Below are 16,083 nucleotides of genomic sequence, written 5' to 3'. Positions count from 1 at the left end.
AGTATTATTGAAAGTAACGCCGCTGCCTGAAATAATCGGATTAGTGGCAATTGTCACTGCATCTCCGTAAGTTTGAGAGCCAATTGTAGCGACATTTCCCTTCACTTGAGTTGTGCCGCCTGGATCTGTCGTCAAACTCGCGGCCTTGACTGTTTGATTAAATGCGGTTATTCCTGTAGAGTTAGCATTAATATTTCCTAATGCCTTGGTATTGCCAACTGCACCATTAAATGTAATATTACCGGCACCGGCATTCACCAATAAACTTTCATTGTTTGCTGTAGTGCCATCGAGATTACTATTAAAGGTAACATTGCCGCTGCTGGGATTTCCTGATGTTGTTAGGGTAATAGTTGGTTTACTAAGGACAACTGGTGAGTCGAAGGTAATATTGCCACCGCTACCGGCGGCGTTCTTTGAGGTCTTTATATTACCGCTAAGAATAATATTTCCTGGACCAGAGTTGAAGGTGAAGTTCCCTCCCGTACCTCCATCTACTGAATGCGAGTCCATAGTACCAGTGGTAATGTTACCGCCAACAGTTGAGAGGGCGATCGCTCCTCCATTTCCTCGCTGGGAATAGGAATTGATAATTCCAGCAGTTGTGTCGATCGCACCTTTTCCAGCAGTAATAGAGAGGTTGATATTCCCGGACGTACCTGCATCCAAGGAGAAGGAACTCAGATCGCCAGTGGTAATGTTACCGCCAGCCGTTGAGAGGGCGATCGTTCCTCCATTTCCAGCCTGAGAAAAGGAAATGACCTCTCCAGCAATTGTGTCGATCGCACCTGTTCCTCCAGTCACTATGAGGTTGATATTCCCTCCACCTCCATCAGAGGAGAAGGCATTCAGAACACCAGTGGTAATGTTACCGCCAGCCGTTGAGAGGGCGATCGATCCTCCATTTCCTGTTAGCTGAGAAAAGGAAAGGAGATTTCCAGCAGTTGTGTCGATCGCACCTGTTCCTCCAGTAATAGAGAGGTTGATATTCCCTCCACTGCCATCAGAGGAGTAGGAATTGATAAGACCAGTGGTAATGTTACCGCCAACCGTTGAGAGGGTGATCGTTCCTCCATTTCCAGCCTGGGAATAGGAATTGAGAATTCCAGCAGTTGTGTCGATCGCACCTGTTCCTCCAGTAATAGAGAGGTTGATATTCCCTCCCGTACCTACATCAGAGAAGGAATTTAGATTACCAGTGGTAATGTTACCGCCAGCCGTTGAGAGGGCGATCGTTCCTCCATTTCCCAATAAGTTTTGGGCATTCAGATTGCCGTTGCCCGCAGCGATGTTGATATCATTGGTACTGGTGAGAGTAATATTCCCGCCCGTAGTAAAAAGGTCGCTATTGACTGATATTGCATTACCAGCATTTAATACGATCGCGCCATTTCCACCATTAGTAATAGGTTGATCTACCGTAATATTATTATTAGCATTCAGTGTCAAAGAATTACTATTATTCCAACCAACGGGAGCGCTGACTGTAATATCGCCTTGGCTCGGAAAACCCGACGCAGTAGAAATAGTCACGTTTGCCGAAGCAAGCTGTGTTTGCAGCGTCCCATTATTAATTGTAGAAGTACCCGCCGAGGGCGTAAATGCTCCCCCTACAAAAGTGCCGCCTGCATCCGCATCTGCGCTAATAGTGATATCAGTAGGATCTAACAATAAGGTGCCAGCGATGCCAAAGGTCGATCGCAAATCAACTAATCCTTGAAAATGCAGCGATTGCTTTCCCGACACTTCCACAAAGCCGCCATTCCCAGAAAATAAGCCGCCTCTGGCTGTAATATTCCCATTAAAGCGAGTAGTTTCATCAGCCCAAACTATGACTCGCCCGCCATTCCCATTGCTAACAGCATCAGCGTTAATTGTCGAGTCGCTGCTAACAAAAGTCCGCAAAGCATTGGGCACTGTCCCCAAACCCTGATAATCTCCCCCAATCAGTATATTACCGCCGCCGTTAATCCCAGAAACATCGATATTGCCCGCAATAACACCTACTCTATCCCCTAAAATATTTACAGTACCGCCAGTGTTGCCAGAGACGTTCAGAGTGCCGGATGCGATCGCAGTTCCCGCAGTTCCCGGCACAGCAGCATTCCCCGTCAACACAACTTCCCCATTGGGATTTACCGTCAAACCCGTCGCCTGTGCCACACCTTGTCCAGTCAGCAACTCCGGCAAAGATAACACTGGCTGCGTCCAATTGTTCGGCAGCGATGTTTGAGTTACTGTCGGCTGAATATCCAAACTCAATAAATTGCCAGCTTGACTGATGCGTACCAAATTGTTACCGGGTACGGCGCTGATGAGAATATTGCCGCTAGGCGCAGTTAGCTGACCCGTGTTGACAACGGTACCGCCTATCAAAGTTAAACTTTGACCGGGTGTCACCGTCAGATTGCCTGTATTAACAATGCTTCCCCCAGGCAAATTTGTAAACGCAAAACTATTCGGTGTCCCGATGAAACTTGCCCAATTGTTATTGCCGATCGCGCTAAACCACCGATCGTTCCCAAAACCAATGCCTGTCGCCGTAGTAGCATTAAAAGATCCAGGCACGTTGAGACTGGCATTCGGCCCGAAAATCATGCCGGCAGGATTCATCAAAAATAAATTGGAATTGCCGCCCGTAACTTGAATTAAGCCATTTATTAAAGAAGGATTACCCCCAGTAATCCGTCCCAAAATATTTTGAATATTGGGATTGGTCAGAAAGTTAGCCGTTTGAGCCTCGCTGAGGCCAAACTGAGTAAAACTGTGAAAAAGATTAGCCCCATCTCCGCTGAAGGACCCCCCGGAAATGTCGTAGCGGTTGCCGTTGGGAGTAACAACAGTGTTAGTGCCGTCTGGTGCCGGGGTGATGGGTTGCGAGGAAGCCGAACCCGCCGCTGCACTCAGCCAGCTAACAATGAATAACCATCCGAGGAAATGCAGTCTGTTGGCTGTCATTGTGTTTAAAGATTGTGCTGAAAGTGCGATCGTATTTATTTATCCTATTTTTACTTATAAAATTTTCTCATGTCAATAGTATAGATATATTTTGTATCCGCGAATAATTAGAAGTGGAAGCCGAAGGAAATGTATGTGTTTAATTACTATAATTTACGTAGAAACACTTTTTTTACTAGCACTCAAGCGCTGGCCATGAAACTTGGTTTCTTGTTTCCACTTTTTTCACTGCTTCCCTAACCCAGCCCAAAAATGGATACCAGCCGCGGACTCTTGTCGTGGAGAGCTCAAAATTTTATGCTGTTGTTGAAACTCCCAGATTCATCTGTCCAGTCAATCTCAATTCTCAAATCTCAAATCGACCGACGCAATTATCTTCTTAAAAAACCGGGTTGATGCGTCCGGGACTGTTAGTGCAAATATGCGCGCAACGCGAGGGTTAGGGGTTTAAAAATTCGGAATATTAGTCAAAATTACGTAAATATCGATCGCCTGTTCTCCCGCTTGCTTCCAGTGGCAAAAAACTCGCTCAAATCCCTACTTGCGACCGCTACCTTCTTCTGCACCGGGCGAACCGCTTGCAGCCCCCTTTGAGTGCCAAGTGGGCGAACAGCCTAATTTTTCTCCGAAACTTTATAAGTTTTAGATTATCTTTACCAAAACTTCACAAAACATGAGTAAAAATTTTTATGTATTTTTGTTGAAAGCCAGTATTTGCAAGTCTTACAGTCAGCTTGAGACCGTTACCGAGACGGAGTAAATGTAGTAGGTTTGAAGTCTAGGCAAGGTGAAAATCTTGCTGTAACAGATTAAAGTGTGGCACTCTAGTGTCAGTGAAAACTCTTAGAAGAAGCACTCATTTACTCACAAACACACTTAAGCGATCTCGGTCTGTAGATTCACTGGTGTGGAGCCTCTTCTGTAGATTTGACGGTCGCCCGAAACATAGCAGGCTCGCGATCGTCGATTCGCGTCACGGCAACATGGCATTTTGCGCCTTACTACGTAACAATACTGGAGGAATCAGGGTTATGACTACCTTAACGCTAGTCAAAAAAACATCTTTTACAGTCGCCAGCTTGGCAACCACAATCTTGCTCAGCATCTGCACGCCCGTCCGAGCTTTCACGTTTGGCACCACCGGCATCCAGTTCGAGCGAGATACCAATATAAAATTTACATTCGACCAATCTCACGGCAATTACAAATCCAGCTTGTGGGTAGCCCAAGCTCAGTCAGGAAACACTGGCTACACCAACATCGCCAGACTGTTTTCCGAGGTTCAACCCTCAGATAACGGCGACGCCGATGAATGGAAGGGAACCTTCGGCAGCGGTGTCACATCCAACGACGGCTCGATCACCCAAACCTTCACATTTTTGCAGGATCAAGTTTATGCCCTGCTGCTGTGGAGCGACAGCGGGACGGGTCAACAATACGAGCAGTACGTCTCGTCAAGCACCTTCATGAATAGCCCGGAATGGTTTGCCGCCGGCACCCAGTTCCGGAGAGAGGACTGTCTGTTGGGGGGCTGTCAGCAAGCTGTATTTGGCGACTTTAAGCTCGACTACAGCTCCAACGACTCATTTACAAACATCAACGGCGGTAAAGGCCCAGACCAATATTCATCGGTCACAATGACCCAACTGGCTCAGGGCACAAAAATCTCCTTCGACGATGTAGGAGGAGGAAACGACGTTGACTTCCAAGACTTCAGCGTGTCGGCTGAGTTAGCCCCCGAACCAGTCACGGTATTTGGGACGATGCTGGGGCTCGGGGCTTTGGCTGCAGCTCGCAGGAAAAAAAAGCGAGGGCAGCAAACAGAAAAATGACTCTTAACCAGCCCCATACAAATCTAAATAGTGAGTCTGTTCAGTGGTACTCTGAGGAATAGCATTTCTAAATGTTAAGACTTTTTCCACAACGGGAAAAATAGCATCCTAACAAAGGCACTATTCATGGTATCCACCGCAGAAAAAACGAACGTAGGCTACATCACCCAAATCATTGGACCGGTTGTAGACGTAAAATTCCCAGGCGGCAAACTGCCCCAAATCTATAACGCTCTCACGATTTCCGGCAAAAACGAAGCAGGTCAAGACGTTTCCGTTACCTGCGAAGTTCAGCAACTGCTCGGAGACAGCCAAGTGCGTGCAGTTTCCATGAGTACCACCGACGGCTTGGTGCGCGGCATGGAAGTAGTAGATACCGGCGAACCGATCCAAGTTCCCGTCGGAACCCCAACTCTGGGCCGGATTTTTAACGTCATCGGCCAACCCGTAGACAACCTCGGTCCGGTCAATACTTCCGAAAGTATGCCCATTCACCGCAACCCGCCGACTTTCACCGAACTCGAAACCAAGCCTTCGGTGTTTGAAACCGGGATCAAAGTAATCGACCTCCTGGCCCCCTACCGCCGCGGAGGCAAAATCGGTTTGTTCGGAGGCGCAGGCGTCGGCAAAACCGTGATTATGATGGAACTCGTGAACAACATCGCCAAAGCTCACGGCGGCGTGTCCGTGTTCGGCGGTGTGGGCGAGCGCACCCGCGAAGGTAATGACCTCTACAAAGAAATGATCGAGTCGGGGGTTATTGACGAAGAAGACCGCAGCAAGTCGAAAATTGCCTTGGTTTACGGTCAAATGAACGAGCCGCCCGGTGCTCGGATGCGCGTGGGCCTGTCGGCTCTGGCGATGGCCGAATACTTCCGCGATGTCAGCAAGCAAGACGTGCTGCTGTTCATTGACAATATCTTCCGGTTCGTGCAAGCGGGTTCTGAGGTATCGGCTTTGTTGGGTCGGATGCCTTCGGCTGTGGGATATCAGCCGACTCTCGGTACAGACATGGGCGACTTGCAAGAACGGATTACTTCGACTACCGAAGGTTCGATTACTTCGGTTCAAGCTGTGTACGTACCTGCGGATGACTTGACCGATCCCGCCCCGGCTACAACTTTTGCTCACTTGGACGCTACAACTGTGTTGTCTCGCGGCTTGGCTGCGAAGGGGATTTATCCGGCTGTTGACCCGCTGGATTCTACGTCTACGATGTTGCAAGTTAGCGTTGTCGGCGAAGAGCACTATGGTGTTGCTCGTCAGGTGCAGTCAACTCTGCAACGCTACAAGGAATTGCAAGACATTATTGCAATTTTGGGCTTGGACGAGCTGTCGGAAGATGACCGCTTGACCGTTTCTCGCGCTCGCAAAATTGAACGGTTCTTGTCTCAACCGTTCTTTGTGGCCGAAGTGTTTACCGGTGCCCCCGGCAAGTACGTCAAGTTGGCAGATACCATTAAGGGCTTCCAGATGATTTTGGCTGGCGAACTTGACGAATTACCGGAACAAGCGTTCTATTTGGTGGGCGATATCAACGAGGCGATCGCCAAAGCTGAAAAAATGAAAGCTGACGCCAAGTAATTTTAGTCATTAGTCAGTAGTCAGCAGTCAGCAGTCATGAGTCAGTAGTTATTAGTTATTTGTTATTAGTTATTGGTTATTGGTAACAACTGACAACTGACAACTGACAACTGACAACCGACAACTGACAACTGACAACTGACAACTGACAACTGACAACCGACAACCGACAACTGACAATTTATGACATTAACTGTGCGCGTAGTGGCCCCAGACAAAACTGTTTGGGATTCTAATGCTGAAGAAGTAATTCTGCCGAGCACCACAGGCCAACTTGGTATCTTGAGCGGTCACGCTCCAATGTTGACGGCTTTGGATACCGGAGTGATGCGCGTCCGTCCCGGCAAGGAATGGGTGTCTATTGCTCTGATGGGCGGCTTTGCAGAAATCCAAGAAAACATAGTTACTATTCTTGTCAACGGCGCTGAAAAAGGCGAAACCATTGATAAAGAAGCTGCTCGTACTGCTTACACCGAAGCAGAAGCTCGTTTGGAAAAGGCTGCTAGCGGCACTTTGCAAGAGCAAATTCAAGCCAAGCAAGCAATCAAACGCGCGAGAGCTCGTTTCCAAGCTGCAGGCGGCACGCTCTAGCTCTAAGGGTGAGGACATAGTGCTTTTGTAGTAGGGACACAACAATGTTGTGTCCCTGCTGTTTTTTTCGCGCTGTGTCCCTAATGCCAGAGCTAAACTCCCGCCTCGGACAAGAGAGATTGCATTGTTTCCCAAGATAACCCCTGCTGAAGATAGCGGGGGTTATTTGGATTGTAGGGGCTCTCCAGGCGATCGACACTGACAATTTTTGCTCCCGACGGCAAAACAGGAACCTCAGGATCGCTCGCGGTCGATCGCGTCAAAGAGCTAGAAAAGCCTTTAAAAATAGCAATTTCATCTAATTCGCCGTCAATTTCGGCCTTGACGATTAAAACTTCGCGCGATCGTTTTACCGTATATTGTTCCAAGCGACGAGCAATAGAGTCAGCCATAGCAAATCTCACTTTCCCGAAATCTGCTATAATATAGCTTAATTTTGCGGCTAATTTCAGGGGCAGCCCGCTAAATTTTGATTTTTAATTAGACATTTTTTAACAGCAGGAATTAAGCGGACATCATATAAGTCCTGTAAAAAATATCAGAAATATTTTACTCCTGCCCAACCTATTTTTCATATTTTTTATGAGCCAGAAAAACACTAAATTTAAAATACTTCATTGCCATCAACATATTATTAAACCGGGTTTTGGTTGGGAATATTCGCTGCTATTTATACTATTTTTTTGCTTTTGTTCAGCTCTCGCAAGTTGCAACTCAAAACTAATAAATAAATCTACAGCAAAAAATCAAAATGCACCCTCAAACTTAACAAGAGTGGTAAGAATCGGCCATCAGCGTTTCGGAGCGCTGTTTTATCTCAAAGCTAAAGGCTCTTTGGCAACCCGTTTAGCAGAAATTGGATGGTCTGTAGAATGGACGGAATTTGCCGCAGGGCCGCCAATTTTACAAGCAATAGGAAAAGGAAAAATCGATCTGGGTTATGCAGGAGTTGCGCCGCCAATTTTTGCCCAATCAGACGGCGTACCTTTTGTTTATATTGCTAATGATTCCGCTTTACCTGGAAGCATTGGCATCATAGTTCCTCAAGATTCTCCAATTCGGACTCTAGCGGATCTCAAAGGCAAGAAAATAGCAGCAACTCAGAAAACCGCAGGTCACTATTTGTTAATTCGGGCGTTAACTCAAGTTGGCTTGCAGTTAAAAGATGCCCAATTGGTCGATTTGCCTCCGCCAAAAGCTCAGGAAGCATTTGTGAGAGGCGATGTTGATGCTTGGGCTATTTGGCAGCCGTTTCTAGCTCAGTTACAGGAAACGATGCCTGTTCATTTTTTGACTAACAGCGACGGACTGATGAATGATAGAAACTTCTATTTGGCAAGTCGCTCTTTTGCTAGCGAGTTTCCCGATATTGTTAAAATAGTGATGGGAGAAACGCGACAGATGGCTACTTGGATAACTAAAAATCCCGAGGCAGCAGCAAAGTTTATCAGCGCTCGAAGGGGAATGAAAATAACCACAGCTATCATGTTAACGAAAAGCCGCCGCTACGATGTGCTGCCAATTCAAGACAGGGCTGTTGAAGAACAGCAGCGGATTGCGGAAATTTTCTTTCGGTTGGGACTGCTTCCCGATCGCATTTGGATTGAAGATGTTATCTGGAAACAAAAATTAGATCTATAAAACCATAACTTAGGCAAAGGTAACAAGAAATCAACGATCGCGATTCCGCAAGTCTTAAAAATGTGAAATTGGGTGTATCCTATAAAGTGAGTTCAAACTGTTAAGTGGCAGAATCTAATGTCCTCAATTGCCAATCAACTGCGTTACGGTTTTGTCTCGATTGTTGTGGCAAGCGTATTGATGGCGGGAAGTACCTTAGCTTACCTCAGCTTTCGGGGACAAATAGAACAGACAAAACAGCTTCAGTACGGGCGCTCGCAAGCTGCTGCTGTCCAAATTAGCGCTTATCTGGATAACTTGCAGCGCCAACTCAATTATTTATCAGAATTGCGCGGTTTAACAGAATTTAATCCTGAAACTCAGCGCAGCATTCTCGAAGGATTGGTCAACAGCAACAGCGCCTACGAAGTGGTCGGAATTTTTAACAGTCAAGGTCAAATCCTACAGGCGATGTCGCCTTACGAATCCTTCTCTATCTATAGCTTAAATTTAGCAGGTATTTCTGCTGAAACACCTGTATTTTGGGAGACTTTTCGGCAAAGTCAAAATTATGTTAGTCCAGTAGATGTAGATCTAAAAACAGCGGTTAAAGTTGTTAACTTAGCAGTGCCTGTTCGCGACAATAACAATCAAATTGCCGGAGTATTATTTGCCAGAGTCAGTCTCAATTTTTTAACTCAAATTGCCGCCCGATCGCAAGTTGGAAAAACAGGATACAGCTACGTTCTCGATCACCGCTCCGTACTAATTTCAGAAACCGGAAGCAAGATTAATCCGTATTTACTGCAAGATTTGCGAGGGCGATCCTTTGTGCGAGAGTTATCCAAATTAGCTTTAGCTTCGGGGATTCAATCTCCGATGGTTTATCGAGGCTTGCGCGGGGAAGAAGTTATTGGCACGGGTGCGATCGTGCGGAGGGTGCAGTGGATGGTGGTTGTAGAGCTACCTACAGCCGAAGCTTACGCTCCCGTGCGTAACCTCCTATACGTCATGGGTGCAGTTACCCTCGCCAGCGCCATCGTCGCCGTGGGCTTGGGAGTGGCTTTTGCTCGATCGATTACAAATCCTTTGAAATCCCTAACATCTGCCGCTACTAAAATGAGCAGCGGAATGTTTGAAACTCGGGTAAATATTGCGGCATCTAACGAACTCGGAAAATTAGCTAATGCTTTCAACAGCATGGCCGGTCAATTGGAAGTATCTTTCACAAAATTAGAGAATCAAAATGCCCAATTGCAGCGACTTGACAAACTCAAAGACGAATTTTTAGCCAACACTTCTCACGAACTCCGCACCCCGCTTAACGGAATTATCGGTTTAACTGAATCCTTGCTCGACGGGGCCACAGGACAATTGCCAGAAGCGACTATTTCCAACTTGGAAATTATTGCATCTAGCGGCAGAAGACTGTGCAATCTCATCAACGACATTCTCGATTTCTCGAAGCTGAGACACAAAAATATTGAACTGCAAATCAAGCCTGTTGGCATCCGAGAAATTGTCGATATTGTGGTGACTCTTTCTCAACCTCTAATTGGTACAAAAAATTTGCAGTTAATTAATTCAGTCACTGCCGACATTCCCCTCGTGGATGCGGATGAAAATCGGGTGCAACAAATTCTTTATAATTTAATCGGAAATGCGATTAAATTTACCGACAATGGTACTGTAGAAATTTCGGCTAATGCGATCGGCTTGGACTCGCCGCCTTTGGCAGAAAAAGAAAGTTCATTAACCAGCCAGCTTCAATCTTTAATTGTCAGGTCAAAACTGCAAATTACGGTATCCGATACTGGTATTGGCATTGCAGAAGATAAATTAGAACGAATTTTTCAATCTTTTGAACAAGCAGATGGTTCCACTTCTAGAGAATACGGAGGAACAGGTTTAGGTTTGGCAGTTACAAAGAAGTTAGTCGAGCTGCACGGCGGCGAAATTCAGGTACATTCAAAAGTAGGTATGGGTTCGCAGTTTACATTTAGTTTGCCAATCTCTCAAAATCAGTATCTCGACCGCAAGCATTTGCCAGCCACGGTTCGACCGTCTTTAGTTTCAAGAACCAACGATCGCAAGTTAATAACTAATGCAACTGCTGCACCAACTTTTAATGATAACAGTTTGAGCGACGATAAAGAATGCCAAGAAAACAGTTGGATTAAAATCTTGATTGTAGATGACGAAGCTGTGAATATTCAGGTATTGGCTAACAATTTACTTCTCGAAAAATATGCGCTCGCCAAAGCTAGCAGCGGTAAAGAAGCTTTAGCCCTTATAGACAGAGGCTACAAGCCGGATTTGATCTTGCTAGATCTGATGATGCCGCGGATGACTGGTTACGAAGTTTGCGAGAAAATCCGGGAGAAATTCACCGCTATAGAAGTGCCAATTGTGATGCTGACTGCCAAAAATCAAGTATCTGACTTAGTGCATGGTTTCAATGCAGGAGCCAATGATTTTTTAACTAAACCGTTTGTCAAAAATGAATTGCTAGCCAGAATCAAAACTCACATCCGTCTGGCAAAAATCAATGCAGCTTACGGTAGATTTGTCCCCCACGACTTTCTGCGATTTTTGGGACGTGAAAGTATTGTTGATGTCGGACTAGGGGATCAAATTCAGAAAGAAATGACAGTTTTATTTTCTGACATTCGCTCCTTTACGACTATCTCCGAAGCGATGACACCTCAAGAAAACTTTAATTTTATCAACAGCTACCTCAGCCGAGTGAGTCCGGTAATTCGCGCTCACCAAGGTTTCATCGATAAATATATTGGCGATGCGATTATGGCACTGTTTCCTGAGTCGGCAGATGATGCTGTTTGCGCGGCGGTGGAAATGCAAAAACAAGTTATGGTTTACAACCAGCAGCGAGAAATCAGCAATTACGCGCCGATTACGATCGGCATCGGTTTGCACGCGGGTAGTTTAATGTTGGGTACGATTGGTGAGCAAGAACGGATGGAAAGTACAGTAATTGCTGATGCGGTGAATCTCGCGTCTCGCTTGGAAGGACTGACTAAGGTTTACGGCGCGGGAATTCTAGTTAGCGACTCAATTTTAGAGCGTTTGGGCGATCGAGAAAAATATATGTGCCGATTTGTCGATCGAGTCACAGTAAAAGGGAAAAAATCTGCTGTCTCCGTGTTTGAAATTTATGATGCAGAAACAGAACAAAGCATTGAACTAAAACAGGAAACTGCTGCTGAATTTCAACTGGGTCTGGAGTTTTATTTCGACCGAAAATTTAGTAAAGCGCAAAAAATATTCAAGGATATTTGCGAAATAAATCCTCAAGATAAGTTAGCAGCAATTTACTGTCAGCGCTCTCTGAAGAATCGAATGTATGGAGTGCCAGAAGGATGGTCGGGGATAGAAGCTTTAGATGAAAAGTAGGGATACGGCAATGCCCAGTCCGGCGCGGGGAGTAGGACAGGGCATCCCCATGTCCCTGCTGTTCGCTTTGACTTTTAATAATTTGGTATAAGATTGAGGATTGTAGAAACGAGTTCGGGTCATCCTTGCGTAAGTTTTGTTTAAGTACAAAATGGCTTATAATACTTACCAGAGGTAAGTTTTCGCTCCGAGTATTAATTGGGTCTTTTAAGCTAAATTAATGTTATGTCAACTCTCGATCTCAAGCGCTTAGTTGCCAAAATGTCAGTCAAAGCGAGCCTGCAAACTGTGCTCGTAGTTCCGTTTGTCTTGCAAGTATTTGCAGCAGTGGGTATTGTAGGCTATTTATCATTTAGGAACTCTCAAAAAGCAGTAAATGACCTTGCGGCTCAGTTGATGGGGGAGGTGAGCAATCGCATCGAGCAAAATTTGAGGACTTATCTGCAAACTCCGCACCAAATCAATCAAAGCAAGCTGGATGCAGTGAAACTGGGTTTTGTGAACATGAAAGACTTGTCAGCTTGGGAAAAGTATCTGTGGCGGCAAGTGCAATTATATCCTTATATCAATTTTACGTCGATCGCCAATCAAGATGGAGAATATCGCACTGGCGAAAAAATGTCTGACGGCACTTTATTGATTAACGCCTCGGGCCCGTCTACAAATTTTGATTTTTATTCTTACAATACTAATGATACGGGCGATCGCACCACAGTAGCAGCCTACGTCAAAAACTTCGACATCCGACAGCACCCTTCCTACTCCTATGCGGCTCTAGAAGCCAAACCAACTTGGAGTTCAGTTTATATATCTTTCCTAGAACCCACCTTGATACTCAGCGCGCTGCAACCCGTTTACAACAGCCAGAAACAGCTAGAAGGAGTATTAATTGCTGCTTTGCGTCTCGACAGTATCGGTCAATTTTTAAACAGCCTCAAAATAGGTAAATCCGGTCAAACTTTTATTATCGAAAGAAACGGCACGCTGCTGGCAACTTCGACACCTGAAAAACCTTTCCGCACTCAAAACGGTAAAAAAGAACTGTTTAAAGTTACAGAAAGCAGCGATACAGTAACGCAAACTACAGCTAAATATTTAGAAACTTACTTTCAAAACTTCCGCCAAATTACCAAATCGCAGCAAATCCATTTTGAGATCGACGGGAAGCAGCAATTTTTAAAAGTCCTGCCCTTCCAAGACGACAAGCGTTTAGATTTGCTGATTGTTGTCGTCGTTCCCGAAGCCGACTTTATGGAACAAATTCATGCGGGCAACCGAACTACAGTGTTACTGTGTCTGGCAGCTTTGGGCATGGCAAGTGTGTTGGGAATTCTCACTTCTCGCTGGATTATCAAACCTCTTATAAAATTAAAAAATGCAGCAATAGCTTTGTCTGAAGGACAATTTGACCAAACTGTAAAGCTCGATCGCTCCGACGAGTTGGGCGTACTTGCCGCTGCTTTTAACAGCATGGCACAACAACTGCAAGCATCTTTTAGTACCTTAGAAACTAAAAATACCGAATTGCAGCGCCTGGACAAACTCAAAGACGAATTCTTAGCCAATACTTCCCACGAACTCCGCACTCCCCTCAACGGCATTATTGGGATTGCAGAATCTTTAATAGACGGTGCTACCGGACAACTACCAGAATCAACAAATTTTAACTTAGTTTTGATTTCATCTTCTGGAAAAAGATTGTCTTCTTTAATTAACGATCTTCTGGATTTTTCTCAGCTCAAACACAAAAAGCTCGAACTGCAAATTAAGTCCATCGGTATTCGAGAAATAGTCTCTGTAATTCTCACTTTGTCTCAGCCATTAGTAGGCAAAAAAAACTTGCAGTTGATTAACTCAGTTGCCCCTGATTTGCCACCAATAGCAGCCGACGAGAATCGGTTGCAGCAAATACTTTACAACTTAATCGGCAATGCGATTAAATTTACCGAAAGCGGCCGAGTTGAAATTTCAGCAGAATTGGTAACGGGCAACGCGCAATCACTCCCTAGTTCCCAATTAGCCATTACTGTATCCGACACCGGTATCGGCATCCCCGAAGATAAATTAGAGCGAATTTTTGAATCCTTTGAACAAGCTGACGGTTCCACTGCTAGAGAATATGGCGGCACTGGTTTAGGGTTAACGGTTGCCAAGCAATTAGTGGAATTGCACAGAGGTAAAATTTGGGTATCTTCAACTGTAGGAGTCGGTTCCCAATTCATCTTTACTTTGCCCGTATCTGAGACCCAGCCAGATTTTAGCAACAAGCAGCCGCCTTTAAGCGAGGGATATCCCATTTTTATCACTCCTGAACTAGCCCGCCAATCCTCTCTAATAAATTCTCAGGTATCAGAGAATAGCGACTTGCTAGAAAGTGAAAAAATTAAAGTTTTGGTAGTCGATGATGAACCCATTAATATTCAGGTTATCATCAACAGTCTTTCTATAGAAAACTACGAAATAACTCAAGCGAGCAACGGTTTAGAAGCTGTAAATCTGATTGAATCAGGATTTAAGCCGGACTTAATTTTACTCGATGTAATGATGCCGCAGATGACTGGTTATGAAGTCTGTCGAGAAGTTCGCAAAAAATACTCGCCTTTAGAAATGCCTATTCTGATGCTGACGGCCAAAAATCTAACTACCGACTTGGTAGAAGCTTTTAACTTAGAAGCAAATGATTATGTAACTAAACCTTTTATCAAAAAGGAATTGTTGGCGAGAATTAACACGCAAATTCGCCTTGCTAAACTGAATGCAGCTTACGGCAGATTTGTGCCGCACGATTTTCTAAACTTGCTGGAAAAACCGAGTATTATTGAAGTAAAATTAGGCGAAAATCAGGAAAGAAATATGACAGTGCTGTTTGCTGATATTCGCTCGTTTACGGCGCTTTCAGAACAGATGACCCCGCCTGAAAATTTTGCATTTATTAATACTTATTTGGGAAGGGTTAGCCCTGCAATCAGGAAAAATAACGGGTTTATTGACAAATACATTGGGGATGCAGTCATGGCACTGTTTCCTATATCTCCGGAGGATGGTGTGCGAGCAGCCATTGATATGCAGAAAGAAGTAAATATTTATAACCAGCAGCGACAAAAAAATGGCTTGTTTCCGATCGCGATCGGCGTCGGTTTGCACGCAGGCAATTTGATGTTGGGTACAATTGGCGAGCGAGAACGGATGGAAAGTACCGTGATTGCTGATGCGGTGAATCTCGCCTCTCGTTTGGAAGGATTGACTAAGGTTTACGGTTCGGGAATTCTAGTTAGCGGTGCAATTATCGATCGCCTAGACGATCCAGAAAAATATAAGTACAGATTTGTCGATCGAGTAATGGTGAAAGGAAAGACAAATCCCGTGTCGGTGTTTGAAATTTACGAGACAGAAACAGAGGAGAGCATTGTACTTAAGCAGCAAACTGCGGAGATTTTTCAAGAAGCTCTCAATTTTTACTACGAGCAAAAATTTGTTGCCGCCCAAAAAGTATTTCAAAACATTTTACAAATCAATCCAGACGATCGGGTAGCAATGCTGTATTTCAAACGCTCTCGCAAGTATCGAATGTACGGAGCGCCGGAGGGGTGGTCTGGGGTCGAAACTTCGACGGAGAAATAGGGCGCACACTGCACGCCCTACTCTGTTTAAAATATGGTTGTACAAACTTTAAAATATATTTGTACAAACACCCAATTTATTCCACGTTTTAGGGCCGACAATGCCATCAGCAACGAGTTGTTGTTGCTTTTGAAAATTGATGACGGCTTGTTGGGTTTTCTGGCCGAATCCTCCATCAGTATTTAGAGAAAATCCGTTGGCGTTCAAGAGTCGCTGAAGGTAGCGAACGTCCTCATTTTGGGTGACGCCATCGTTGCGTTTGAGGAGGGGAAAATAACGGCAGGAAGGTAATTCCATGTGCATGGCGTTTGTGCTTTGCATGGTTGGATTCTCCATTGGTTGTTTGCAAGTTGTTTAAAAGCACAGAAGTGCGGAAAAGATGTTAATTAGGGCTTGCTGAATCAGTGTCAAAAGGTTACACCACCAGGATTAAGAGAGCGGACGATCAATAATGGTCGCCGTG

The 16,083-nt window shown here is 45.1% G+C and carries 9 protein-coding genes; 6 read left to right on the top strand and 3 right to left on the bottom strand.

Going from position 1 to position 16,083, the window contains the following annotated elements; genetic code table 11:
* Positions 1–2,958 (bottom strand): two-partner secretion domain-containing protein (locus QUA80_RS28590; RefSeq protein WP_333428351.1); only part of this gene is annotated, 2,958 nt, incomplete at its 3' end.
* 1,031 nt (positions 2,959–3,989) lie between these two features.
* On the opposite strand from QUA80_RS28590, the gene QUA80_RS28585 reads away from it, so the two are divergent.
* The 3 genes from QUA80_RS28585 (at position 3,990) to atpC (ending at position 6,965) form a co-directional block, all read left to right on the top strand.
* Positions 3,990–4,790, top strand: coding sequence for a PEP-CTERM sorting domain-containing protein (locus QUA80_RS28585; RefSeq protein WP_333428350.1), 801 nt, complete (start codon positions 3,990–3,992; stop codon positions 4,788–4,790).
* A gap of 126 nt (positions 4,791–4,916) precedes the next feature.
* On the top strand, positions 4,917–6,374 hold the full coding sequence (gene atpD / locus QUA80_RS28580; protein ID WP_333428349.1) for a F0F1 ATP synthase subunit beta: 1,458 nt from the start codon (positions 4,917–4,919) through the stop codon (positions 6,372–6,374).
* 183 nt (positions 6,375–6,557) lie between these two features.
* A complete protein-coding gene (gene atpC, locus QUA80_RS28575; protein ID WP_333428348.1) occupies positions 6,558–6,965 on the top strand; it encodes an ATP synthase F1 subunit epsilon in 408 nt (135 codons plus the stop codon).
* 92 nt (positions 6,966–7,057) lie between these two features.
* Here the strand turns inward: atpC and QUA80_RS28570 are convergent, their stop codons facing one another.
* Complete coding sequence (locus QUA80_RS28570; protein ID WP_333428347.1) at positions 7,058–7,357, bottom strand: DUF7734 family protein; 300 nt, start codon at positions 7,355–7,357, stop codon at positions 7,058–7,060.
* 382 nt (positions 7,358–7,739) lie between these two features.
* Here QUA80_RS28570 and QUA80_RS28565 point away from each other — a divergent pair, with 382 nt between their 5' ends.
* From QUA80_RS28565 to QUA80_RS28555, 3 genes are all read left to right on the top strand, one after another.
* Entirely contained in the window at positions 7,740–8,606 is an 867-nt protein-coding gene (locus QUA80_RS28565) for an aliphatic sulfonate ABC transporter substrate-binding protein (RefSeq protein ID WP_333428346.1), read from the top strand.
* A gap of 117 nt (positions 8,607–8,723) precedes the next feature.
* Positions 8,724–11,999 carry a response regulator gene (locus QUA80_RS28560; protein ID WP_333428345.1) on the top strand — a complete coding sequence of 1,092 codons (3,276 nt, stop codon included), beginning with the start codon at positions 8,724–8,726 and terminating at the stop codon, positions 11,997–11,999.
* Positions 12,000–12,224: 225 nt separating this feature from the next.
* The gene (locus QUA80_RS28555) at positions 12,225–15,620 is read left to right on the top strand and encodes an ATP-binding protein (protein ID WP_333428344.1); all 3,396 of its coding nucleotides are present in this window, start codon (positions 12,225–12,227) and stop codon (positions 15,618–15,620) included.
* Between the two features lie 48 nt (positions 15,621–15,668).
* On the opposite strand, the gene QUA80_RS28550 is transcribed toward QUA80_RS28555, so the two are convergent.
* Positions 15,669–15,941, bottom strand: coding sequence for a peptidoglycan-binding domain-containing protein (locus tag QUA80_RS28550; protein ID WP_333428343.1), 273 nt, complete (start codon positions 15,939–15,941; stop codon positions 15,669–15,671).
* Between the last annotated feature and the right edge of the window lie 142 nt (positions 15,942–16,083).

This window comes from Microcoleus sp. F4-D5, from assembly GCF_036704885.1.
Lineage (GTDB): Bacteria > Cyanobacteriota > Cyanobacteriia > Cyanobacteriales > Microcoleaceae > Microcoleus.
The sequence above is the reverse complement of the archived record's forward strand: the minus strand, read 5'-3'. Positions and strand labels throughout refer to the sequence as shown.

Bases quoted from the DNA above. Each gene is read 5' to 3' on its own strand.
- QUA80_RS28585 (WP_333428350.1), top strand. From the start codon at position 3,990: ATGACTACCTTAACGCTAGTCAAAAAAACATCTTTTACAGTCGCCAGC.
- QUA80_RS28570 (WP_333428347.1), bottom strand. From the start codon at position 7,357: ATGGCTGACTCTATTGCTCGTCGCTTGGAACAATATACGGTAAAACGA.
- atpD (WP_333428349.1), top strand. From the start codon at position 4,917: ATGGTATCCACCGCAGAAAAAACGAACGTAGGCTACATCACCCAAATC.
- QUA80_RS28550 (WP_333428343.1), bottom strand. From the start codon at position 15,941: ATGCAAAGCACAAACGCCATGCACATGGAATTACCTTCCTGCCGTTAT.
- QUA80_RS28555 (WP_333428344.1), top strand. From the start codon at position 12,225: ATGTCAACTCTCGATCTCAAGCGCTTAGTTGCCAAAATGTCAGTCAAA.
- atpC (WP_333428348.1), top strand. From the start codon at position 6,558: ATGACATTAACTGTGCGCGTAGTGGCCCCAGACAAAACTGTTTGGGAT.
- QUA80_RS28560 (WP_333428345.1), top strand. From the start codon at position 8,724: ATGTCCTCAATTGCCAATCAACTGCGTTACGGTTTTGTCTCGATTGTT.